Raw genomic sequence first — 22,969 nt, 5'->3', positions numbered from 1 at the left:
CGATCAAACTATTTTTTTTGTCAACAAAGCGGAAGTAGGTAGGTTAACTTTGGTATCACTTCCCCTCAATATCCCAAAACAGGATAAAATGTTTGTACTTAATTTTTAGAGTCACGTAAGTCAACAAATGAGTCCTAACGCAGAAGCGAATTCTCCGAGCATCTTAAAACGCAAAGCGAGCAGCACTGTTGGTCGTGGCAAAGTAGCTAATCTCAATACCAACTTTAATTTTTCTGCATGGAGTGACGAATACGTTACTTTATATCTCGGCGATACTCTCCAGCACTACGACAAGTGGGAGCAACCTACTGTCATAGTTTCAGATGGAGCTTACGGTATTCTTGGGTTTGAAGGAGATACCTCAGATCACATTGATTTACCTAATTGGTATAAACCTCATATCGAGGCTTGGTCAAAAGCAGCCATACCCTGTACAACACTCTGGTTTTGGAATTCAGAGATTGGTTGGGCTATTGTGCATCCACTTCTAGAAAAATATGGTTGGCGCTATGTCAATTCCAATATTTGGAACAAGGGAAAAGGTCATATCGCAGGGAATGTTAACACACAGAAAATTCGCAGGTTCCCCGTCGTTACAGAAGTCTGCGTTCAATACGTTAGAGAAGTAACAGTTAATGAACTTACCTTAAAGGCGTGGTTACTGCGAGAGTGGAAACGCTCTGGGTTGCCGTTACGACGAGCCAACAATGCTTGCGGGGTGGTGGATGCAGCAACCAGGAAATACTTCGATCAAGGGCATTTGTGGTATTTCCCTCCGACCGAGATGTTTGAAAGGCTAGTGAACTATGCAAATGAGTATGGTAGTCCTCAAGGAAAACCATACTTTTCGCTGGATGGAAATCAGCCTTTAACGGGACAAGAATGGAGCAAGATGCGATCAAAGTTTAGATGCCCTCACGGTTTTACAAACGTTTGGGAGCGTCAAGCTTTACGGGGCGATGAGAGAGTTAAAACTATTTCTGGAAAAGCATTACATCTCAACCAAAAACCTCTGGAGCTGATGAACCTTATTGTTGAGGCATCGAGCGATGAAAACGATGTTATATGGGAACCTTTTGGCGGGCTTTTCAGTGCAGCTTTGTCAGCACGTAAACTCAAAAGAAAAGCCTTTTCTTGCGAGATAGACCCCGACTATTTCTACTATGGTGTACAGAGATTTAATCAATAATTTCATCAATACTCTCTTCTCTAATCTGTAGATAATCTTGTAGGGATTTCTTGATGCTGTCTTCTAGGCGACTTGATAAAAGCTTATTCCACCGACCAACGGTCATACCGGAAACTTCAGTATTGTATACACGTCGCTTAAATTCCTCAATGCCTGGATGTACAATTCTGTCCATCTTTGCAAAATTTGTATCTAGTCTATATTCATAGCGTATCCGTAGCTCCCGCAGAAGGCGCTGATACTCTCTAGTTGGTTTGTAGACTTTTCCTTGAGTACCCCATGAATCAACTATTTTCGCAGCTTCTATAAACTCCTCAGCAGAGCCTTGGAATTTATATCCACTGGTGTTTGTTTGTTGCAAATTTGCTGTTCTTTGAGTTGTATCTTCCGGCTCTAAAACAAGATAATCCGGCGGATTGTGATAGTGGGTATCTCTCGCTACAGCTACCGATAAACCAGAGACAACGCACACATCAAGAATGCGAGGCTTGCCATAGATGATTTTATCGGGTAGCCATGCCAGGATAGCCACGTAGGTCTGATCAAACCTAAAGTGATTTTGACTATCTTTGAAACGTGCTGTTATCTCTGTTGCTAGTGGGAACCACGCTTTAATTTCTAATCCTGGCGTTGGTTGAACTATGCCGAGGAAAATAGTATCTGGAAAGCCAGGATCTTGCCTATGCCACTTTCCCAATTCAGCGAACTCATTTTGTTGATTCAAGAATTCAATGGTGTTAAATTCGATTAAATTTCCGACTAAGGGCGAAAGCTTTGAGATAACTTTAGACAGGTTCACCGCTGCATCTACGGTAACAGGTTTAGATACATCTAAAACATCGAAAGTGTTACCCGATAAGCGATCTAAATATTGGGAGGCCAGTCTGATTACATCTTGGGTATTCATATCTCGCTCTCACAATATCCTTCAGATATTTTTTGTGAAATTTTCCTAATAATATCGCAAGGATCTACACCAATTACATGAGCAACTAACAGAAACTCAATTACATCTAACCGTCGTTCACCGTTTTCATATTTGGCTACGAAAGACTGGGGCTTTTTAAGAGATTTAGCAACAGACTCCTGAGTTAGTTGCGCTTCTTTACGAGCCGCAATCATACAGCAACGGAAGGTTTCATATTGATCGCTAAAAACAGACTTCATTATTCTTTGGGTTTAGCACTGCATATTCCCTAGATATAATAAACCTGTTTTCGGATACTCCCAAAAAAGGATATTTAAATCTGTTAAAAATCGATAGTAATGACAATTGAACACAATTAATCACCGTTCAGAGAGTGGCAGCTATCTCTACTTGCGGCCCTCGCTGCTACCATAATTTTTTTTGTCATCCTTCGGCTTAGCAACACCATCAGGTTGTTTCTTTGGCTTTTTGACTTCTTTGTTGCTTTTTCTTTCTTTTGACATGATCCTTCCTCAATTTTGACTCAGCATAACATAGATGGACACATTTGTCTAACTGTCAGTAGAGGGGGTGATCCTATACAGATACTACTCGCTGTTAGTTTTGTACCATCTGCAGTATATTATCTGCTAGGTTTTGAACGAATACCCTCTACCGTTAGGCATATCGATAAATTCCTCAGAAGTAGAATGTCTGAAATTACTTTTAACCCTGATCGACTCAAGGAAATATTGAAAAGCACGATCGTATAACTGCTGCGAGACAACCGAGAAAAATTCTCCCTGAGTAAGCTGTTGTTCCATTTCTAATTTTCATGAAAAATGACAGTAGATAAAATATAAATCAATGACCCTGCCAGGCTTCGCGACACCTGACGCAAACACAACTAACAAATTTGCAGTCTCCGTTTAAAAAAGCTGTTAGCCACAGTGGACAACAAGAATATTGATTCTAACTATTGATTAACACTTCGGACAGTGTTTGATGGCTTACCTACTGAGAATAACGGTTTCACTGATCTCAGTACGATCGCAACGCTTGCCGAAGCACACTAGAGGCCCACGATAAATCAAAGGTTTCAGACTATGACCTCAAAAAGGTCGGGACTCGGGAAAAAGCACAAAGTATAGTAATCCTCGCATCATTTGTGAATTTCTTACTTCCGAGCGAGCGGGTTCGGGGAGGGTTGGGGTGGGGTAAAAATTTACGACTCCTGCAAGGATTGCTATATATGTATAAATATAAAGTTAATTGTCAGCTTTCTTGAAAGTGCGAGCGCCTCCACTCCCTTTGAGATAAAATATCTATAAAGAGTGTTTATTTCTAGATAAATTTCTGCTATTAGGAATCTGACCGCTATGGAAGTAACCGAGCTGCTCAAAGAGTACGAAAATGGAAACAGAGACTTTGCTGGCGCTAACCTTAGCGGAGCAAACCTCAGCGGAGCCATCTTGGTCGGGGTAAATTTTTCGAGGGCTAACCTATCGGGAGCTAACCTGAGTCGGGCGCATCTCACTAAAGCAGAACTCAACGACGCAAACCTTTACAGGGCAAATCTGAGTTTTGCCAAAATGGGTCAAGCCAGACTAGCGGACGCAGATCTCACGAAAGCCAATCTCAGCGGAGCTTTCCTCGTCAAAGCAAAACTGCCCAGGGCAAAGTTGAGTGGCGCCCAACTCATAGGTAGCAACCTGGCGATGGCCATCCTCTGGAACGCCAATTTGTGTACAGCCGACCTGCAATTCATCAACCTGCGGGGCGCAAACCTCACGGGAGCAAACCTTAACTGGGCCAACTGCGGAGGGGCAAAACTCAGCGGTGCAAAGCTTTTTGGCGCTCAACTAACAGGCATCTATCTCAGCAAAGCTTACATCAATGGCATCGACCTGAGCAGGACGGATCTCAATGGGGTCAACCTGAGCGGAGCCAAACTGAACGGGGTAAACTTGGAAGGCTCGAACTTGTTAGCTGCCAATCTCAGCGGGGCTCAGTTGCGGGGCGTCAAGTTGATGGGAGCAGATTTAACCAGGGCAAATCTGGTGGGAGTTTCTTTGGTGCAGGCAAACCTTGATTGGGCTAGGCTGTGCTATGCAGACTTGAGCGAAGCCGACTTGAGCGGGGCAACATTCACGGGAACCAACTTTGAGGGTACTCAGTTAGCCGGATCAACAATGCCCCCATCTTTGAGCAATGATGTCTACTTAACTACAGCACGTGGTGTCGCAGCTTAGGCAACGCCAAAAATTAATTTCGCATCCGAGTGGACGACTCTCGCATTGGTTTAACTGTTTGATGCAGACATCATTACTTTTGTGAGAGTGTTGCACCGGCAAGAAATTTACTGATATTTGCGAGAGTTTGTAGCATGACCATTGAGCTCACCCAATTAATTTTGCGACTCGCAAAGCAGAGGTAATGGCTCCTTCGTGCAAACCATCCCCCAAATAAGCTCCTGCATGATAAGTGTTGTTTTCGCCATTAGTCTCGATAACTTCATTTCGATAGCGAAAAGACTCGACATTATATAGCGGCGTGTGATGTTTCTGAATGTGAATAATGTCTTTTTTGGCGATCGACTCCTGCAGTTGAAAAGCTAAACTGTACTCTCGTGGGGATGAAATGCCGCAAAGCTGATTCAAGCTCGCATTATATCCCCATCCCTTGTCCGTCTCGAAAAAATCAAATTCTGATAACTTGCGGATACCGTAGCGATCGTACATTGATGTATCCGAATGCAGCACAGTCGTTGCATAATTGGCTTTCCACGCCGAAAACCGCTTCGTTTCCGCATCCGTCGGGTCAGACAACAGCCTCATCACTTGGTCTGGTGGCATCGCAAAAACCACCTTATCAAATTCCTGACTCTCCCCATTAGAAAGCACAATTTTTACAGCATCAGCACTTCTGAAAGTCTGGGCAATCTCCACATTCAGCCGTATATCGCCCTTAAACCGCTCCAGAATCTTTTCAATGTAAGAATACACCCCGCCTTTAATCCTCACCCAGTTGACCAAGGCATAGTCGCGCAGAACAGGCAGCGCCAATTCGGCCGGAAAATTGTCGAGGGATTCAAACGGTATCGAGTAGCTGTACATCGTCAGCAACTTCAGCCAATAATTGCGGATGTTGGAGCTTTTCAAACTCTGAGAAAGCGGCACATCGTAGAAATCGTGCTGTTTAGCAAACCGCATTTTTAAAATAAATGCAGCCGAACGAGCGTAGATACTATCGAGCCGCAAATACTCGAGCAGGCGTTGGATTCCTGTAAAATTTTTCCTGATAGAGACCTTAGACAAAAAGTGATCGCCATCTTTAAGAAACAGCGCGGAACCAATCTGCACGGGTTCTAATTCAACGCCTAGCTCCTGCATAAAAGCCACGAAATTGTAAAACACAGTGGGAAATTCCAGCACCCCATTTTCTAATATTTCATTGCACTCGGATTGATTGGGCGCAACATTTTTGTTGAGCGTCCGAATGTGTCCGCCTAAAATCGGCTGCTTTTCCAACACAGTGACGTGATGCCCCTGTTTATCGAGCCAGTAGGCTGCTGCCATACCGCTCGCTCCGCCCCCAACAATTGCAATTCTCATAGTTCACTCCTAGATTGATAGAAGGAAGAAGGAAGAAGGAAGAAGGAAGAAGGAAGAAGGAAGAAGGAAGAAGGAAGAAATTCTTGTTTCCAGGTAGAACCTGGGAACGCATTTCACTCTTGCTATGCCTGGTCATTTTTAAGAGGAGGCAGAGCCTCCAGAAATTCATTCCTTGGCAGAGCCAAGGAACGAGATAATGAGAGCAGAAATGAGAGATTTTTAAGAACAGGCAGAGCAAGAGTGAAATTCATTCCTTGGCTTTGCCAAGGAACGAGAGAAACAGGAAAATAACCAATTGCCAATTTTCCTTAGCCTAAAATCGCATCGCCGGATAAACGTTGATAAAGCAGCGCCCCCGTCCAAAATGTCGGCGCAAAGCCTGGATAGCCCGAGGAGGCGTTGCAGAAATAGAAATTGTTGAGGGATGTTTCATGATTTAGTCGATCGACCCCCATGTTGCGCGGCGTCAGGCTGGAACCGTAGGAATTACCGTTAGGACACCAACAGAAGCGCTCGTTAGTCGTCGGACTTCCGGTAACATGAAAGACCATGTGTTTGCGGAAATTCGGAACATAGTGTTTTTCAACTACATCTAAAATCGAGTCCAGAATCTCTTGTTTCTTCTGTCTGTAAGCTTTGCGATCGCTATCCCAAAGTTGTTTAAAATAGCTGTAATTAGCAACAGTCAGAAATTCGACAATTTGACAATCTTCTGGACAATCCCCCCGCGCTTGGGTCAGTAAAGTTGGCGTTGTAATTGCAAAGCTCGGACGAGAAAAATCATTTTGCTCATACATTTGAGCAAAAGCTTCATTTAGATCCAGGTGTTCCGAATGAAACGTATTCCACTTGCCAAATCCATAGTCTCGGAGATCGATATCTTTGACAACGCAGTACACCATGTAGTTAGATGCAGAATACTCATAGTTGAGTTTCCGCCGCACTTTTTTAGAGAACAGTTCCTCTCCAATCATCTTGGCCGCTCTTTTCGGGTCAAGGTTGCAAATCACCGTGTCCCCCGTGAATTCATGGGTTTGATGCGTGGTCAAATCCATCGCTTCAACTCCTGTTACTGTTCTGTTTGTCACCCTAAAATTCGTGACTTCATGGTTTAATAGAACTTTCCCCCCGTTGGATTCAATGACATTAACTAAAGAATTGATGACAGCTTCAAAATGCTGGGTCGGGTAAAATGCGCCTTCTTGATACCCTCTAAACAAGGCAATCCAAGCATAGAAAGAAAGCTGATTTGGAGGCAGCAAAAAGTCCGGCCATTGCAGGGCTAATAGGGTTTGGGCGGCTTGCGGGAGTTGGAACTTGTCGAAAACGTCCTGAAGTGTACTGTTGAGGTGTTGGACGGCACAGAATACGTCACCGAAATTTTTGAGCAATTCAATTGGTTTGACGGGAGGAGCGAGTTTTCTGAGTCCGTTGCCGGTTTTCTCGACTTCGTTGACGAATTGGCGAATTCTCTCGCCCGCTTCGGGAAACAGCGCCGACAATCTGCGGATCAGTTCCTCTGGTTCCGAGGGAATATCCAGCGCATACCCAGGCATTCTCATGTGGTCGTAGCCATTCGGATCGTACCGTTCAAAGGTGACATCTCGATCGAGACCGAGTTTTTTGAGAACTCGATTTACTGTATGTCCTTCGCCGCAGTCCCAAACGTAGTGGAATTGGGCATTAAAGGTGTACTTTTTGGCCATCGTAAAGGTGTGACCAAAGCCTCCGGGGTGCTCGTGAGCTTCGAGGATGTGTACGGTTTTGCCAGAGTTTGCCATCAAAGCTCCGAAAACCAGTGCTGATAAACCACTGCCGACGATGAGGTAATCTGTTTTCATGGTAAATTTCCTCGATCGATTGAATGGGGCGATCGTTGTCTATTTAAACTAACTATCAATTCTGAGAAAATTCTGAAGTCCAGCAACAATTTTTTGAGGCGCGCTGGTTTAAGGATTGTATTAAACCCTGAGTACGGTTGCTGTTAAGCTTAATTAACCTGTTGTGGATAGAACTTATAGCTTCCGAGGCGGACTGGAAAGCCCGCCCCACAAGGGAAGAAACCGGGTTTATACCTTTGTTCTTAGTCTTAAGGTATAGAGTAGCCTACCTAATTAGGAGTATCTTAATTAGAGGCGCGCTCGCTTATTTGTTCGGCACAATCACATCAAAAAAAGCATCCTCCAAATCATAACCAAACATCTGCGACATCGCCATCAACTTCGATTTACTGGGGATTCCCTGCTGATTCAACCAATCAGTCAACACAAAAATTTTGTTCATCAAAAACATTTCCAAAGCTTCAGGATTGTACTGAATACCTTGGGTTCGGTGGAACTGGTGCGGCACCAACATTGCGGCATAGCGTGCCAATTCTCCCGCTTTCCAATCCAGCAAAAATGGCAGCCAAGGGTAACAAGCATCCAAGCGAATAAACCACAGCCGCACTTCGGGAATTTCTGAAATTTCTCGCGGATCTAACTCTTCGCGCGGATACTCAATTTCAAATTGTAGCTGTTGTTCGTTTTGGGCGATCGCTCCTTCGGCCAGCCACTTTTCAATCACAGTCCGCACCGGAGACAAATCTAAACTGTTTATGCGATCGGCATCTATCGCTATCATAATACTCATAAAATTTCAACCTTCTTATAGCATTAAGTTTTATCTATAATACCACCAATCACCAATTACCAATTATATCAAATCGGTTAACTTCCCTACACCACAACTCTTGCAGACATTCGCAAAATATTTTGAAAAGCATCGGTGTTAATCCCGATTAATCTGCGGTTTCCGCCTTGCCTCAAAGATTTATGCAAGATTTTCTACTACTCGTTGTCCAACCATCACCCATTTTTCCCAAACTTGCTATCTTGCAAAGAATTACCAATCCCCTGGATAATTCCCCGCCCGATCAAACCAATTCCCCGCCCTATAACCTGAGTCAAAACGTAAACAACCCCAGCACCCAACAGCGAAATAACCGCGCGAACTCTAGGTGCGATCGCATCCCTGGTTTCCAGCAGCAAGGTCAAGGCTAACTGCCACCCCGAAAGCTGTGCTAACTCCACATTTCTCGGAGCATAAATAGAAATTTTCTTAATTCCAGAATCGCCCAAAACAAACAGCCAAAGCCTGCTTTCAAAAATAGCTTTCGGTTCCACAAAATATCTATCCCAGCTATATCTCCACGACAAATCATTCCGAAATCTCTCAATTTCTCGCGTGGAAATCAACTTACCATCGTAAAAAATTTGCTTAATTTCTTCAATATTTGCCAAATTATTTAATAGAGGCTGTACCACTCCGCTAGCAACTTGTATTGCCAAATTTTCTAACAAAGCTTCAGCTCGCTGCATTGCTTCTGGGCTGCCAGAAACACAAGAAATATTGTCAACTGTTAGAGGAATTTCAAATAGCAAATGTGCAAAAAAATCAACGGTCATCGGTATTTTGTCAAGAATTTCTGCTGCAACTACATCAGCATCTGCCAGCAGCATCGGCACAACTTCTACGCCGCTGCCTGCCAAGAGATAAGCAGCGCTTCCCCCTTGACTTTCTCCCAGTTTTAAGCTTGCTTGACTGCCATCAAAAACCCGATTTTCTCCTGTTTGCAGTGTATAGTATCTGCCAAAAAAATCTATGATTGTCGCCTCCCACAAATTCCGTAAAATAGCAGGCATTTTTTGCGACAATTGAGTTGGCTGCACTTGCGAAAAACGCAATTCCTCCAGCAAATCCTTTAACTTCCGCAGGATGGAACTCATCAATTCATGCTTTTTGGGCGATCGCAAAATATCGATTTCCAAAGGCAAGCCAGTCAAATTCACCAACTCAAACTGCAATTTAGCCGCCACCGAGTCAAACAAGCTACCTTGCCAATTAGTTGCAACCACCAAAGATTCAGCCGAAACTTGGGAATTCGCTAATTGCGATTGAGAATTATTTAACAAATTCTCGCCTCTAATTTCTTCTTTCTCCCCTCTGCCTTCTCTCCTGTGCCTTCTGCCTTCTGCCTTCTCTCCTTTTCCTTCAAATAATAACTGATTGACAATCCAACGAGCTGCCAGCAATTCTCTGCGGCGCCCGCTGAGGACAACCCCATCTAAAATAGAGGGCAAATCTGTCGGCTCTGCGGCTCTGATCTCTTGCAAATCAGCTTGGACAACCGCCAAAGTTGCATCTATTTCCCGTAGTCCAGAAAGACAAAAATAAGCCAGCATTTTTTTGTGTACTGGCGTATCAACTGTCGAATTACCTGCATTTTTATCTGCAATTGCTGCGGAGTTTTCTACTATTTGAACCCCCGCTGCATTTATTTCTATTCCGGAGTTAGCTGCCGTATCCGTCCCCCAATAAGTGCGACCAGATGCCACCGCGCGAATAGCTTCGATGGTCAAGGAAATATCTCTACCTTTAGGACAATAGCCATTCGCGCCCGTAGCCTGTACCGTCGCCAACAGCTCCGGTGTCAGCGGCCCGCCTAGCAGCAACAGGGGCAGGTTGGGGTACAAACTTTTGAGTTCGCGACAAAATCCCAGCGCCTCTGTTTGACCCGATCGCAAATTTAAAGCCTCAACAGCCAAAATTACCAAATCTGCGGGTTTCTTGGCTGCTACCGATTCGAGCGAGCGAGCTTCTAGAACTCGCAAAGCCTCGGTTCCCCTTGAAACCTCTGCGACAACTTGCAAGTCTGGATACTGCTCGCAAGCGACTCGCAGCCCCAGCCGGAAAATCGGGTCGCCATCGATCGTCAGCAGTTGGAAATTACTCACTTGATTTTAGATTGGAGATTTTAGAGCTCGATCGCGCGAAAACCCAATTACTCGGGGAGCAAATTAGCATCAGGAGGCCCAGCAGATTCAGGAATCGAGGGCGGCGCTGGTTCCGGAGCCGGAGGAGGAGCTGGTTCCGGTTCCGGAGCCGGGGCCTCTTGTCTCGCGGGCGGATAGTAAGGTTCCGGCTCTGGAGCGGGCGGATAGTAAGGTTCCGGCTCTGGAGCGGGCGGATAGTAAGGTTCGGGAGCCGGCTCTCTAGCAGGCGGATAGTAAGGTTCGGGAGCCGGGGCCTCTTGTCTCGCAGGCGGATAGTAAGGCTCTGGCTCTGGCGCGTACTCCTCCTGTCGCGGAGCTGGCGCGTACTCCTCTGCTGGAGCTGGCGCGTACTCCTCCTGTTGCGGAGCCGGGGCGTACTCCTGTTGCGGAGCCGGGGCGTACTCCTGTTGCGGAGCCGGCGGCGGTGCACTGTTGGCTCTAAGTTCAGCACTCCAGCGCCCAATCGCACTGGCAGCCTCTGAATACAGCGCTCTACCGTAACCGATTTGGGAAGCCGTATCGATCGCCGCTCCTAGACTGCCTTGAGATGCCAATTCCGAAGCTCGATCCAGAATCGGTCTGTCTTGAGCAACTTGCAGTTCGCTCACCCACTGATAGACATTATCCTGAGCTTTGGCGTACAAAGTCCTACCGCTCTTAATTGCCGAAGCTTTTTCAATAGCAGCGCTAAGTTTTCCTTGCTTCGCCAAGGCGATAGCTTCATCCAAAAAAGGCTGATCTTGAATAACTTCTATGCGTTTCGTCCACTGAGCCAAGAGAGTTTGCGCCTCTATCCTGCGGGGGCGGTTTTGAGCGATCAGGAGTAGCTGAGCCATGCCGCCCTTGAGTCCTTCAACCGTTTGCGGTTCTGCCAACTGCTTCGCCAGAGTCACAAAAGATTGGTCTTCAATCCGCTGAATTTCCCGACGCCAAGCAGCCACCAAAGTTTGAGCGTGAACCCGCCGTGGCTGCTTAAGTCCGATGGTTTGCGCTTGCTCGATCGCGAGTCCAAACGTCCCTATCTGACCGAAACTAGCGATCGTGCTCGCCACTTGCAGACGCAGCAAATCTTGAAACTGCACCTGCAAATTTTCAATTTGAACTTGAGCTTGCTTGTACAGAGGGCGACCCGGAGCAATTTGGCTAGCAGCCCCCTGCCCTTCCAGCAAGCTAAAAATGTGTTGTGGCAGCGGTGTTGATATCGACTGGTTCCACGTCACTGCCTGAGCCCTACCCAACTGCATCAAATCTTGAGCTTCCGCAAACAGCGGCGAATCCTGCGGCACAACAGAAGCAGCCTCGATCGCCCCCGGCAGGTCTTTTGCCCCCAACCGCTTAGTAGCCATTGCCAGCAAAGTCCGACTCCAGCCCTCAATTTCCTTCTCAGCTTTAGCGCGGGCAAAAAGCTGCGAGTCTATTTTACGAGCCAGGACGATCGCCTCAGCGAATTTTTGCGGAGTTCCCTCCGTCGCCAAATCTCTAGCCTCTTGCAAGCGCTGCCAGCCGTTTCTTTCCAAAGAAATCTGCTGGATCAGCTCGTTGTACCGTTTCTGACTCCAGAAAACATTTTCCAGCTTGAACAGAGCTTGAGCATAATCCCAAGCCTTCCTTAAATCCTCACTTTTCAAAGCTGCTAGGGCTGTATCGTAGAGTTTTTGGCCCTCCTGCCAATTTTTTTCCCAAGCAGTAACAGCCTCCTGTACCTCTGGGTAAGACCGACTGGTTTTCGGAATTTTCGCCACAATCTCCAGAGCACCTTTCAAATCGCCTCTCTCAATTTTTGCCCTGGCAAATCCCAGAATGGCTTTCGACCATTCCCCTATCAAATGTTGACCCTGCGAGTATAGCGGATGTTCTTTCGGCCAAGCCTGCACCAATGCCATTGCCGATTCTAGCTGTTCTAGCTTGCCCGACTTAGCAGCTTGTTGAGCGCAGTAAAGTCGCTCTCCGTCCGCCGCCAGCGGCGACAGTTGCTGGCAATTGGGCGGTGGCGGCATCGTCAGCAACCACAGAAATGCAGCGGCACCGGTTACTCCAAATCCCACCAGGAGACTCAGCCAGATAAGCTGCCACTGCCAAAAAGTTCTTTTTCCCTCGGTCGGCAGCGCCGTTACTGAGGAACTCGCATCGCCTGTCGCCTCTGCACTGAACTGTGCCGTCGGTTTAGGGGATGGGTTGTATTGCGGTGGTGTGTGGAATTGGTCAGATTGTCGTCTCGCCATTACTTCAGCCTGTCCTGTAATGCGCACTAGAATGTGACACTCCCACATCAAATCTATAGATTGTGATGTCGGCTTCTGACTCCTGTTAAGGAGATCGAGAACTTCCTTCAAGGTACTGGCAATCTTTCCCTCTACGGCGTTTTATAGTGAGGTTCGTGTCTGGCCCCACTGGTTGCTTCCGAGTATTTTAGGCTCTCGAAGCACGTAAATCATACCAGTTATCAAACAGTTATTAACAGATTCCGGGGCCGTTTAGCAGAAAAAACAGTAGAAAGCCCCGTCAGTCCATCAATTTTAGATTTTAGATTTTAGATTTTAGATTTTAGAATTGACTGTGCACATGAATTGTGGGAGGGATTCAACTAAGCTCTCATATTAAATCCGGGTCAGAAATTCCCTGATCGGACTCAGCGGTTGAAACCCCAACTACACAAACTTTGCTCCACTCCAAGCCGATTAAAAAATAAAGGGGGTATTAAAGCCGGATTTGGTCTACACTTTTACCTGTAGGGGATAGGATTGATTTTTTTGGTTTAGTCATAAATTTTATTCCCGATCGCCAAACTTGCCGATCGAGTTTCATTTTTCTGTTTTCCTTTTTTTCTACTGTGCCGAATTCCGGCGGGCGACGCAAAAAAAACGATCAAGCGCAGCTAAATACTTGAATCATTTTATACGACCGACCGGCCCAGCACAAACATCTGTTTTGCTTCCAACAGCGGCGGCTTTATCGGTTACGAAGCCTTTGGCGTATCGGTGACACTCGATGCTTGCGTAGCGGACTCGGCCGAGCGATATCCGTAGAAATCTATCCGGTAGTCTACAATTCGGACACCAGTTTGCTGTTGGATTTGCTCGATCAAGTCGATCGGCAATTCCACATGAACGTCCAGAATCTGAGCCGTATCAAGACAATTGACGTGAGAGTGAGAGTCGCTGACATTGCCGTACAAGCGTCCCTCTGAGCGTTCTATGCACTCAATAATCCCTTCTCTCGACAAAGCTTCTAGATTTTGATAGACAGAAGTATGACCGATCGAATGCGCTTGTTTGTTGAGGCGATCGTAAATTTCGCGAGCCGAGAGGTGTTCTTTTGCCTCCCACAAAAGTTCTAGAATAAATCGACGCTGGCGGCTCAAGCGCATTCCCATCGCCTGACAGCGGTTTAAAGCATCTTCTAATGAACGAATTGGTTTCACAGCTACCGCCTTATAAAGCCTGCTCGATTTTTAATTCTGGTACAATATTGCACGCCTACATATCCACTCATTCTAACGCAGGGTTGCCCAACAGTAGAAGGTAGAGCGCAAAAATCTCGAATGAGTGAATTTTTTCGAGTTGCTGCTCAACTCAGGCTGCCAGCACCCCCAGAAAATTATCCGCTTCAAAAATATTGCTTTGACTCTATCTTCTACTGCAACAAGTCCTAGTTCGAGGATTTGATGGCTTGAACCAGTAACTTGGCGATTTCGGAGAGTTGCTTTTTGTTGAAAGTTTTGAGCAAAAGCTTGACTACCGCCTTCGGTTCGCCCGGAAGTGCAACTTGCTTCGACGCTGCTGCTGCTGGGGCTGCTGCTGGGGCTGCTGCTGGGGCTGCTGCTGGGGCTGCTGCTGGGGCGCTTACCTCTGCTGGTTTTGGGCTTGCTGCCAAAAGTAGCAAATTTTTACTCGGAACGATCGCCTTGACTTTCCCCCCTTGCACCAAATCCCCAGCTTCCTTGAGTTCTTTGATAATCAGCGGAGCTAAGACTTTATACGAGTTTTTGGGATTAACGATGGCGGCTCTAGCTGTTTTAACTAAATTTTGCCAAGTCTCAATTTTACCTCCCAACTTATAGAGGCGAACGCAAACAGCCGTCAACTCGGCGCGACTAGCAACCGATTCTTTCTGCTTGAACACCTGCAACATTTCTTTCAATAAAGTCATCACTTCAACAGCAAAATTCGCCGGCACGGCGCCCGCTGTTGGAGCGGCGGGCGCTCCAGACCTAGCAGCAACCGCCTGCACTTTGCCCGACGCCAATTTATTGAGGTGAGTTTCCAGTTGAGCAAAAACAGGCATCACCTGCTGCACGAGTTTTTCTCCCTCTTCATTCCTCAAGCCGAAAGGCCCCTCCAGTCGCCCCAGCAAGTCCTTAAGCGTATCAACTCCCTTTAAAAATAGCGATTCTGCCGTTTGGTCAACCTGCTTGACGGGCCCGTCCTTGAGCACCTTAAAACAATCTTCCAAGCGGTGAGCGGTTGTTTTAATACTATCTAAGCCGAGCATAGCCGCCCCTCCTTTAACGGAATGGGCGGCTCGAAACATCTCTTGGACGCTTTCGGGGTCTTTCATCGTGGACTTCAAATCCACTAAACCATTTTCTAGAGTATCGAGGTGCTCCTTAGCCTCCTCTATAAACAAACGCATAATTCGGTCTTGCTGATCTGACACGACAGTCCTCCTAACAATCTCAGCACCCTCCAGAAAGCACCCTCTTCGCGGGAGAGAACGCGACTCCTGGCTAAAGTCGGAAGCTCCCATGCAAAACATTCTAGCCTGCCTCAGCTAGCAGACTCAAAATACTGGTGTTGGGGCAATTTTAGCTCTAAAACTGGTGCGGTGGAGATTGAGCCTAGAGTTCTGAGGGAGTATCTGGAGCGACTTCAATACCCATTCCTTGTTGCATCATCTGCTGAGCCGTAATCAAGTCGCTTAACTCCTTGACTTCGACGCCGATGTCTTGGCAAGCCTTTTTCAGTTCCCGCTCGAAGGTGTTGAGGTCGCTCCCGTAGCCGCAAAGATCCGCGGCTGTGGCGATTCCTTGTTGGGCGTTAGCTTTAGCGCAGTCGATCAATTCAATGCCTTTGAGGGGTTGGGAGGATGCCATAATTTCAAGCCACAATTTATCTTTTCTCCCACTGTAGCTAGAAGGTTGAGGTCGATCGATCTATCGAAAGGCATGAAAAATCCTGCCTGTGCTGAGTGTTGCCAATTCATAGCTATTTTTTGGGAGTTGCTGCGAAGATGGCCGTAGTTGGGATTTTCTAACCCTTACTGTGCCTAACCTATATTGGGTCTTGGATGCAGGTACACAGTAGACTTGAATTGCAAGCATTCGCTCTCCTATCTTCAAATTATCCGCGTTGCATCTGCGGTTTCCCTATCAATCAAAGATTTATGCAATAAGTCTACTATCTTCACCATGCAGTATGGCCGCAGCTACTACGGAAAGCGGAGCAAACTGCACGGCAGCTACTTCCAGCCGGGGGGTTGGGATTTTCCGAGTGACGAGGAACCTCACTACAAAGATTTTTTATATTTCTCCTTTGGCGTTGGCATGACTTGCCGACGTTGCAGATGTGCAGACCACTTCTCGTTCGACGAGGTATCTCGTGCTTTTTCACAGCGTGCTATCGTTCTTTTTTAACACCGTTATTTTGGCTATGAGCGTGAATATTATTGCTGGATTGAATGGATAGGATTCAGTAGCAGATGCTGCATTTTTTTGTTGATTGGCGATCGGATCTTAATTTTGGGCGCTGGTTAAATCTCGAGCTTGGTTCTACACATCTTGCATCAACTGTTTTGCAAAAGTCGCTAACAGTTCTGCACGCTTATTCACAAAATCAGCAAAATCATCATTGCAAAATTCCTGTGGGCAAAAAGCATTTGTTAAAATTTCTTTCAACACATCATCATTGGGCATGATAGTGATATACTCAGACGGTTTCTTTCGCCCTATTTTCTTGTTTTCTGAACTGTTCAAAAAACAGAAGTTGGCAAGACAATTAATCTTTTCGTCAGAAGTGTTTAAATCTCTCAAGTAAGCTTTGGGATAAATATGATGAAACTCTGCTCGGTTGTACTTTTGCAAAACTTTATCTAAATCAATTAATGAACCGGACAAAAAAGTCTTTGGATTATTGTTTGCTAACATCAATATAAATGTCTTAGTATTTGCACTAGCTAACCTAAAATAATTAGTTTTGAAGAAATCCTTACTTAGATCGTGAGAAATATCTCCAAAAGTATTCACCTCACCATTTTTAAGCTTTTGTATTTCTTCTATATCAGTTATGGCAGTTCTTTTAGGCCTACTACCATATCGGTTGGTAAAGCAAGATCGCCAAAACCACTTTTTTAATCTGGCATTAACGTTTGAGTCATAGGACACTTGCTTGCCATCAGGTTCTGCGAAGAAGGTACATAGAGGAATGATCAACGCAGAGGATGGTAAGTTCTTAAGGGACATAACCTTCAACTGTATTCTTAGAAAGTCGATAGCACCCAAAATCCCATTCCTGACCTTGGGAAATGCTGCTCTGATTTGTTGACCATTCAATTCTAAGAGATTATCTGGAGTAGGATCTTTCATTAATATAGCCGCCGCACATCTCAATATCAAATCAGCATCCTCACCGACTTGAGAAAATCCGAACTCTTCAAGTTCTTCTTTCAATTCTTTGAAACTCTCTAATAAATCGAAATCGTCATTCCAAGTCCAGGCTGCAAGGAGTTGAAGAGTATCAAGTTCCATCCCTAGTCTATTAACGCGCTCAAATACAATTGCAACAATTGCTCTATCATCCGTCTTTAAAATTTGAGCAGGAATAGATACTTCTTTAAATTTCTCTTGAATTCTATCTAAACGTATAATTGGCTCAATAGTAAATTTGGTAGTTGCATCTCTATATCTAACAGAGTCAAATAAAACGCTCAGAGGAAAGTGTTTAGATGAATCAACATCGATCTCCGAAAGAGCCAAAAACTGACTTTCTTGTACATCCTCTTGTGCTCCCAAATCGAAATATATTCCAAGCCATGCACTATCGAAAGTTGGCTTTAGTTCGGTCTGAAAAACAGAAAATATTGATGTGAGCCTTTGCTGACCGTCTAAGACATAATCAATTGGGTAATCTTCTTTGGGTTGTGGAAGTTCAAATTGACCCAGCTTTCTCTCTACAGAAAGCTTGTATTTAGTTCGCCAAAAAAGTAATGAGCCAAAAGGATAATTTTTGTAGATACTGTCCATTAGATATGCAACTCTATCCATATCCCAGACAAAACCTCGCTGGAAAGCAGGAATCCGAACACTGCCACTACTTACAGCATCCAGCAACTGCCTGATAGAATAGGATTGATACTCCATATTTAAGCCTTACTCTCGGTAAATGTTTACGTACCACTATATCATCAAGCAATAATCATGATTGAATTTTCCTCTCTACGAAGCCACGATCAGCCTTTTAGTAATGGCAGAAGCAACTGTAAATACGCGGTCTAACAACCCGCTCGGCGGACGGGCCAAAGGTATTGGTGATATTGCAAATGCTGCCTGCCGCCGCTTATCTTAGTCGTTAAGTAGCTTAATCTCTCGGTGAGAGCAGCATTTAAATACTATTTATCAGCCTTCGAGATCAAGCTACCGTAATCTGATCTGTAAGACAGTGCTTTGGGCTTTTTGGGGAGCGATCGGCTTCAAGGGTTGTTGCTGATTTCTACGATCGCTTCTCGTTGACGCGATCGTTCTATTGCATCAGGTAAAGTGGCACTTAACAATTGTCGCAGGTTACGGTTTGTTACATTGCCACAGGTCAACCACAAAATTTGAGGGGGCGCTCCTAATCGACATACCAAATCGATGAAGTCGCTGTCTTTGGTCATAATCACAGCTTTTTCGGCTTGTGCTGATTCAAAAATTTCGGTATCTTGGGCATCTCGCAGTTGAATATCTCGCAACGCAACCGCTTCTAAATTAAAGTTATCTGTCAGTCAATTTGCCAGAGTTGGTGGCAGTTGAGCATCGATCCATATCTTCATGCCGTCAGTCTTGGGAAATCGGTACGTCGTGCAGCAAACAGCAAGCAAGCTTGAATATCTGCAAGCTCCAAGTCCGGGAAATCTTCTAAAATCTCAGTAACGCTGACGTTCTCAGCCAGCATTTCTAAGATGTCGGTGACTCGAATTCGCATTCCTCGAATGCAGGGACGACCACCACACTGACCGGGGGTTTGGGTAATGCGAGTTAACAAGCCAGTCGTTGAGTTCATCAGGGGTTGCCTGTAAGTTGCTTTGTTCGTCTCCATCTTACTGAGTAATCATCTCGAAAGCAGGTTTTTGCGTAAGTCCTGATTTCTCTTGCCAAGTCGAAGTCATTACGAGTATGATTTAACAAGAAGCAAAACAGACAGCCGCCATGAGGATCGAAGAAATACCCCTCAACCAGATTCGCCGCCCCCTGCCGCGAGTCAACGACCAAACCAAAGTCGCCGCCCTCATGGAATCCATCCGCGAGGTAGGTTTAAGCGAACCCATCGATGTGCTAGAAGTAGATGGCCAGTATTACGGATTTTCCGGCTGCCACCGATACGAAGCTTGCCAGCGTCTCGGTTTAGAAACTATCCGCTGTAAAGTACGCCGAGCTCCCCGTGCCGTGTTGCAGATGCACCTAGCCTGAGCCTCTCAACAGAAATTCACAACAGTCAAATATTCGATCGCCCAAAGCTTTCTAAGATATTCGATCGACAATCACTAATAACAAGCTAAAAACCTATGACTACCAACAATCACAAACAACATCTTTACCCCACCCGCATCGATATGTCAGCCGCCACCCGCTCTCAAGTAGTGGGGCTGCTAAACGCCACGCTGGCAACGACTCTGGACTTAAAAACTCAAGTCAAGCAAGCTCACTGGAACGTTAAAGGCATGGACTTCTACCAGTTGCACTTGCTATTTGACGAAATGGCAACAGAACTCGAAGAATACATCGATTTGGTTGCCGAACGGGTAACTGCTTTGGGCGGTTTGGCTGTAGGAACAGCCCGCACAGCCGCCGCAGATTCGATCCTGCCAGAGTTTCCGTTCGACATTTTAGATGGGAAAGAATATGTGACGGCTTTGGCCGATCGCTACGCACCCTACGCCAAACACCTGCGAGTCGCCATCGACAAAACAGACGAACTCGGCGACGCCGATACAGCGGATCTGTACACCGAAATTTCGCGGACAATTGACAAGCGTTTGTGGTTCCTAGAAGCGCATTTGCAAGGTTCTGCGACAACTGCAACAGCCACCGCCCGGGAAAAAGTAGCCGTCTAATAGCAAGCTTTCAATAATTGAACTTGCATCGGAATAAATTGCGAAACTCTTGTGGGGCGGGCCCAACAGCCCGCCCCAAAAATGTATTTCGTTAATGCTCCTGACAGCTTAGGATCGAGAATATGTCCATTTATTAATTTGGATGAGTTTTTCGTGACTGCCAATATTCCAGATTATTCTCCTCAACTGCAACGCCTGATGCAACAGGCGGGGCTTTCGAGCGATCGAGAACTCAGCCAAAAAGCAGGAGTTTCCGATATCCAGCTAAGTCGTCTGCGTCGCGGCTTAGCTTTGCAAACCCGAGCCGACATCCTGCTCAAAATCAGTCAAGCTTTACAAATTTCCTTAACCGAACTGCTCGCAACCTTGGCGCCAGACTATGTAGAGTTAGAACAGGCACCACCGACAGCCGTAGAACAAGAATATCAGCGCCTGCAAGCTTCGCTCGAACAGCAGCGAGAATCTTTGCTGCAGGAATTCCAGCTATCTAGCGTGCAAATTTTAGAATCTTGGATGTTGCAGTGGCCGACTGCTGCGAGCAAAGCTCAGGAAAATCACAACTTGCGGGCTCAGAAACTACTGCCCTTGCTGCGGCCCGTCGAGCAGTTATTGGAGCATTGGGGAGTGGAGTCGATCGCCCCAGTCGGAGCCCAGATTCCCTACAACCCCCAACAGCACCAGCTCATGGAAGGAACAGCCGAGCCCGGAGAACCCGTCAAAGTCCGCTACACAGGCTACAGACAAGGGGACAAACTCCTCTACCGCGCCAAAGTTAGCTTGGTTTGAGCTATTGTAATTTGTCCATTAGTTGTCATTCTGAATAACAAGGATAACCCTATGGCTCAAGTAATTGTAGCCGATGTAGCGGCCCCTTTTTTTCTGTCACAAACTGGTAATATCTTGGTTTTTGCCAGCATTATTCCCGTTGAGGTGCTAGTTATTTTTCTCTGTTTGAAATCGTCGGAAATTGCTATTGGTTTTTCCAGGTTGTTCGTCCCAGTTTTAGTGGCAAATATTGCTACCTCTATTGTAGGACTTCCTCTTTTATTATTTAACGATCCGTTTTCTAGAGATGGGAGTGAAACACTAATTTTACTAATTAGCAGCTTCCTGCTTTCTTCTTATATTGAATCTTTAATTTATGGCATTTTTTTCAAAACTAACAATATTCCGAGATGCCAAATCGTCCTATTTTCAGGCTTCAGCAATTTGGCGAGTTACATAATTCTTTGCTTGGCTCTTATTTCTACTTGAGGCTATAACAATGGTGGAAGTCCCTTTGTAACATCTAATCCTCCAATGATATCCTGGGAAGTGAGAAGTGACATACGAAGTTATATTAGCTGGCAGAGAAACTTCTACTATGAGAAAAAGCGCTTGGCTAATAATTGGGAATAATTAAAATCCCGAAAAAAAAACTAGATATGGATTTTATCGATATGATTTTCAGGGAGATGCAACGAAAGCTAATTTCACAGCCACGAGCAAAATAAACGATCTCAAAAGTTACCAAGTTACAATATTTATTGTTAAAGACAAGGAGCATGACAAATTCATGCAAGGCATTTGTGAAACTGACAAGCCATCTATGAAAGCTCCTGAAATACCGCAATTGGTTGATGGTGCTTTTCAATGTCCTCCTGGTTGCTCAGATAAAAGCGCTCGATTTTGATTGCGTGAACGATAAGATATCGACGGCGCAAAGAAACGAGGTTTATGACCAAAACTGTCAAGTGCTATATCTAATCCAATGCCAAACTATCAACATAAATTCCGGTTGCACCAACCAACTATTTACCTTTCTGCTATTTCCCTCTCCTTAATTCTTGGTATTGCTCACGGTTTAGCTGATGCAGCCGCGGGGTTTCTGTTAGGAAGTTTGCCCCGCACGATGTCTTTAGAGCAAGCAAGTTGGCTGATTATTCTCTACAACATTCTGGGTTTTGGCTATCAGCCATTGGCGGGAATGCTGACAGATAAATTCCAACGTCCTCGTCTAGCTGTTTTGGGGGGATTGTTTTCGCTTTTATTGGGATTAGCGATCGCTCAATGGCATTCTCAACTAGCTGTAATTTTAGCAGGAATTGGTTCGGCGGCTTTTCATGTAGGTGGCGGCGCTTTAGCATTAACTGCTACTCCTAATCGTACTACTGGCCCGGGAATTTTTGCCGCACCAGGAGTGATCGGTTTAACATTAGGTGGTGCGTGGGGATGGACGGGTTACAAAGTTAGCTTGCCAATAGTAATACTACTCGGTTTCATGATGGCGATCGTTGCCATAATTGACTTGTCAAAATATGATATGTTCTCCCATGACCAGGCTCTGTCTGGGAAGGAAACAATCGAATATATCCAATTAGATGACTGGGTGTTATTGGTACTACTGAGCGCGATCGCGCTCACTTCCACCGTCTGGACTAGCTTCCAGTTCCTCTTACAAAGGCATCTCAATCAGCTCGTTGCGATCGCCTTTGTCGCCGGTATTGCCAAAGTCTTTGGCGGTATTTTCGCACAGCGCTGGGGCTGGAGGCGCTACACAATTGTTTCCCTCACAATTGCCGCAGTTTTATTATTATTTTATCCACCAAATTACCTCACTTTAATTCTTGGTTTAGCACTACTCCAGTCGAGTATTCCTGTCACCCTCGCCGCCACAGCCAAAATTATGCCACAACAGCCAGCCACAGCCACAGGTTTTGCACTCGGACTCGCGATTATTGTGGGCGGTATTCCAGTGATGGGTGGTTTGAGCCAGATCGCTGGCATACCGGCTGTTTCCGCTTTGATTGTTATGGTATCTGCTCTGTCGCTGTGGTGGGTGTTGAAATCGAAAATTATCCTAAGTCGATGAAAAGTCGAAGATGTCAATCTCCCCCTATGGAATGCAGACAGGCCCAATACCTATAAATTCAGTCGCAAACGTATCCATTGTGGACTTTACCGCACAGCTATTGGGTGGGCAGTCAACGCCGATGCTAAGGGCGCTCTGAAGATATTGAGGAAGCATACAAGTAAGCTGAATCAGTTTCTTGGACTGTTTAGAGGCTGCTGGGCGCTGCCTTTAAGAGTGAAAATGTCTTAGAAATCCCACTCTCTTATTTGGATCGGAGTCCATCTCGCAGCTATACTAGCCTAGTCT

At 45.7% G+C, this 22,969-nt stretch carries 20 protein-coding genes and 2 pseudogenes; 9 read left to right on the top strand and 13 right to left on the bottom strand.

Annotation, left to right across the window (positions count from 1 at the left end; genetic code table 11):
• Nucleotides 1-127 precede the first annotated feature (127 nt).
• Entirely contained in the window at nt 128-1,189 is a 1,062-nt protein-coding gene (locus D0A34_23505) for a site-specific DNA-methyltransferase (GenBank protein UNU21415.1), read from the top strand.
• Here the strand turns inward: D0A34_23505 and D0A34_23500 are convergent.
• Both D0A34_23500 and D0A34_23495 read right to left on the bottom strand, forming a co-directional pair.
• Nucleotides 1,179-2,096, bottom strand: coding sequence for a hypothetical protein (locus D0A34_23500; protein ID UNU21414.1), 918 nt, complete (start codon nt 2,094-2,096; stop codon nt 1,179-1,181). The genes D0A34_23505 and D0A34_23500 overlap by 11 nt on opposite strands.
• Entirely contained in the window at nt 2,093-2,356 is a 264-nt protein-coding gene (locus D0A34_23495; protein ID UNU21413.1) for an XRE family transcriptional regulator, read from the bottom strand. Before D0A34_23495 ends, D0A34_23500 begins: the two co-directional genes overlap by 4 nt.
• Nucleotides 2,357-3,475: 1,119 nt before the next feature.
• Between D0A34_23495 and D0A34_23490 the strand changes: the two genes are divergently transcribed.
• Complete coding sequence (locus tag D0A34_23490; protein ID UNU21412.1) at nt 3,476-4,348, top strand: pentapeptide repeat-containing protein; 873 nt, start codon at nt 3,476-3,478, stop codon at nt 4,346-4,348.
• A 147-nt stretch (nt 4,349-4,495) separates the two neighbouring features.
• Here D0A34_23490 and D0A34_23485 read toward each other — a convergent pair whose 3' ends face one another.
• The 8 genes from D0A34_23485 to D0A34_23450 form a co-directional block, all read right to left on the bottom strand.
• A complete protein-coding gene (locus tag D0A34_23485; protein UNU21411.1) occupies nt 4,496-5,710 on the bottom strand; it encodes an FAD-dependent oxidoreductase in 1,215 nt (404 codons plus the stop codon).
• Nucleotides 5,711-6,018: 308 nt separating this feature from the next.
• A complete protein-coding gene (locus tag D0A34_23480; protein ID UNU21410.1) occupies nt 6,019-7,551 on the bottom strand; it encodes an NAD(P)/FAD-dependent oxidoreductase in 1,533 nt (510 codons plus the stop codon).
• Between the two features lie 304 nt (nt 7,552-7,855).
• Nucleotides 7,856-8,341 (bottom strand): DUF1817 domain-containing protein, encoded by a 486-nt coding sequence (locus D0A34_23475; protein UNU21409.1) that lies wholly within the window; start codon nt 8,339-8,341, stop codon nt 7,856-7,858.
• 215 nt (nt 8,342-8,556) lie between these two features.
• The gene (locus tag D0A34_23470; protein UNU21408.1) at nt 8,557-10,485 is read right to left on the bottom strand and encodes a DUF3685 domain-containing protein; all 1,929 of its coding nucleotides are present in this window, start codon (nt 10,483-10,485) and stop codon (nt 8,557-8,559) included.
• A gap of 47 nt (nt 10,486-10,532) precedes the next feature.
• Nucleotides 10,533-12,746, bottom strand: a complete 2,214-nt coding sequence (locus D0A34_23465) for a hypothetical protein (GenBank protein ID UNU22436.1) — start codon at nt 12,744-12,746, stop codon at nt 10,533-10,535.
• A gap of 734 nt (nt 12,747-13,480) precedes the next feature.
• The gene (locus D0A34_23460; protein UNU21407.1) at nt 13,481-13,945 is read right to left on the bottom strand and encodes a transcriptional repressor; all 465 of its coding nucleotides are present in this window, start codon (nt 13,943-13,945) and stop codon (nt 13,481-13,483) included.
• A gap of 227 nt (nt 13,946-14,172) precedes the next feature.
• Nucleotides 14,173-15,180, bottom strand: a complete 1,008-nt coding sequence (locus D0A34_23455; protein UNU21406.1) for a histidine kinase — start codon at nt 15,178-15,180, stop codon at nt 14,173-14,175.
• A 181-nt stretch (nt 15,181-15,361) separates the two neighbouring features.
• On the bottom strand, nt 15,362-15,616 hold the full coding sequence (locus tag D0A34_23450) for a hypothetical protein (GenBank protein UNU21405.1): 255 nt from the start codon (nt 15,614-15,616) through the stop codon (nt 15,362-15,364).
• A 303-nt stretch (nt 15,617-15,919) separates the two neighbouring features.
• Here D0A34_23450 and D0A34_23445 point away from each other — a divergent pair.
• Nucleotides 15,920-16,208 (top strand): annotated as a pseudogene (locus D0A34_23445) (DUF1345 domain-containing protein).
• Between the two features lie 83 nt (nt 16,209-16,291).
• Here the strand turns inward: D0A34_23445 and D0A34_23440 are convergent.
• The 3 genes and pseudogenes from D0A34_23440 to D0A34_23430 form a co-directional block, all read right to left on the bottom strand.
• Nucleotides 16,292-17,878, bottom strand: coding sequence for a DUF262 domain-containing protein (locus D0A34_23440; GenBank protein UNU21404.1), 1,587 nt, complete (start codon nt 17,876-17,878; stop codon nt 16,292-16,294).
• Nucleotides 17,879-18,207: 329 nt separating this feature from the next.
• Nucleotides 18,208-18,549, bottom strand: a pseudogene (locus D0A34_23435) (hypothetical protein).
• A complete protein-coding gene (locus D0A34_23430; GenBank protein ID UNU22435.1) occupies nt 18,546-18,779 on the bottom strand; it encodes a DUF433 domain-containing protein in 234 nt (77 codons plus the stop codon). The pseudogene D0A34_23435 and the gene D0A34_23430 overlap by 4 nt, the downstream one beginning before the upstream one ends.
• A 146-nt stretch (nt 18,780-18,925) precedes the next feature.
• On the opposite strand from D0A34_23430, the gene D0A34_23425 reads away from it, so the two are divergent.
• From D0A34_23425 to D0A34_23400, 6 genes are all read left to right on the top strand, one after another.
• Entirely contained in the window at nt 18,926-19,186 is a 261-nt protein-coding gene (locus D0A34_23425; protein UNU21403.1) for a chromosome partitioning protein ParB, read from the top strand.
• A 95-nt stretch (nt 19,187-19,281) separates the two neighbouring features.
• Nucleotides 19,282-19,830, top strand: a complete 549-nt coding sequence (locus D0A34_23420) for a DNA starvation/stationary phase protection protein Dps (protein UNU21402.1) — start codon at nt 19,282-19,284, stop codon at nt 19,828-19,830.
• 153 nt (nt 19,831-19,983) lie between these two features.
• Nucleotides 19,984-20,616, top strand: a complete 633-nt coding sequence (locus D0A34_23415) for a helix-turn-helix domain-containing protein (protein UNU22434.1) — start codon at nt 19,984-19,986, stop codon at nt 20,614-20,616.
• Nucleotides 20,617-20,667: 51 nt separating this feature from the next.
• A complete protein-coding gene (locus D0A34_23410; GenBank protein UNU21401.1) occupies nt 20,668-21,084 on the top strand; it encodes a hypothetical protein in 417 nt (138 codons plus the stop codon).
• Between the two features lie 301 nt (nt 21,085-21,385).
• Nucleotides 21,386-21,502 carry a hypothetical protein gene (locus tag D0A34_23405; GenBank protein ID UNU21400.1) on the top strand — a complete coding sequence of 39 codons (117 nt, stop codon included), beginning with the start codon at nt 21,386-21,388 and terminating at the stop codon, nt 21,500-21,502.
• 78 nt (nt 21,503-21,580) lie between these two features.
• Nucleotides 21,581-22,681: an MFS transporter gene (locus D0A34_23400; GenBank protein UNU21399.1), complete on the top strand. Its 1,101-nt coding sequence runs from the start codon at nt 21,581-21,583 to the stop codon at nt 22,679-22,681.
• Nucleotides 22,682-22,969 lie beyond the last annotated feature (288 nt).

This window comes from Microcoleus vaginatus PCC 9802, assembly GCA_022701275.1.
In the GTDB taxonomy this organism is placed as follows: domain Bacteria; phylum Cyanobacteriota; class Cyanobacteriia; order Cyanobacteriales; family Microcoleaceae; genus Microcoleus; species Microcoleus vaginatus_A.
Note: the sequence above shows the minus strand (reverse complement) of the source record. Positions and strands in the feature narration are given on the sequence as shown.

Excerpts from the sequence above, each read along its gene's own strand:
- D0A34_23505 (UNU21415.1), top strand. The coding sequence starts at position 128 with ATGAGTCCTAACGCAGAAGCGAATTCTCCGAGCATCTTAAAACGCAAA.
- D0A34_23500 (UNU21414.1), bottom strand. The coding sequence starts at position 2,096 with ATGAATACCCAAGATGTAATCAGACTGGCCTCCCAATATTTAGATCGC.
- D0A34_23495 (UNU21413.1), bottom strand. The coding sequence starts at position 2,356 with ATGAAGTCTGTTTTTAGCGATCAATATGAAACCTTCCGTTGCTGTATG.
- D0A34_23490 (UNU21412.1), top strand. The coding sequence starts at position 3,476 with ATGGAAGTAACCGAGCTGCTCAAAGAGTACGAAAATGGAAACAGAGAC.
- D0A34_23485 (UNU21411.1), bottom strand. The coding sequence starts at position 5,710 with ATGAGAATTGCAATTGTTGGGGGCGGAGCGAGCGGTATGGCAGCAGCC.
- D0A34_23480 (UNU21410.1), bottom strand. The coding sequence starts at position 7,551 with ATGAAAACAGATTACCTCATCGTCGGCAGTGGTTTATCAGCACTGGTT.
- D0A34_23475 (UNU21409.1), bottom strand. The coding sequence starts at position 8,341 with ATGAGTATTATGATAGCGATAGATGCCGATCGCATAAACAGTTTAGAT.
- D0A34_23465 (UNU22436.1), bottom strand. The coding sequence starts at position 12,746 with ATGGCGAGACGACAATCTGACCAATTCCACACACCACCGCAATACAAC.
- D0A34_23450 (UNU21405.1), bottom strand. The coding sequence starts at position 15,616 with ATGGCATCCTCCCAACCCCTCAAAGGCATTGAATTGATCGACTGCGCT.
- D0A34_23440 (UNU21404.1), bottom strand. The coding sequence starts at position 17,878 with ATGGAGTATCAATCCTATTCTATCAGGCAGTTGCTGGATGCTGTAAGT.
- D0A34_23430 (UNU22435.1), bottom strand. The coding sequence starts at position 18,779 with ATGAACTCAACGACTGGCTTGTTAACTCGCATTACCCAAACCCCCGGT.
- D0A34_23425 (UNU21403.1), top strand. The coding sequence starts at position 18,926 with ATGAGGATCGAAGAAATACCCCTCAACCAGATTCGCCGCCCCCTGCCG.
- D0A34_23420 (UNU21402.1), top strand. The coding sequence starts at position 19,282 with ATGACTACCAACAATCACAAACAACATCTTTACCCCACCCGCATCGAT.
- D0A34_23410 (UNU21401.1), top strand. The coding sequence starts at position 20,668 with ATGGCTCAAGTAATTGTAGCCGATGTAGCGGCCCCTTTTTTTCTGTCA.
- D0A34_23405 (UNU21400.1), top strand. The coding sequence starts at position 21,386 with ATGCAAGGCATTTGTGAAACTGACAAGCCATCTATGAAAGCTCCTGAA.
- D0A34_23400 (UNU21399.1), top strand. The coding sequence starts at position 21,581 with ATGCCAAACTATCAACATAAATTCCGGTTGCACCAACCAACTATTTAC.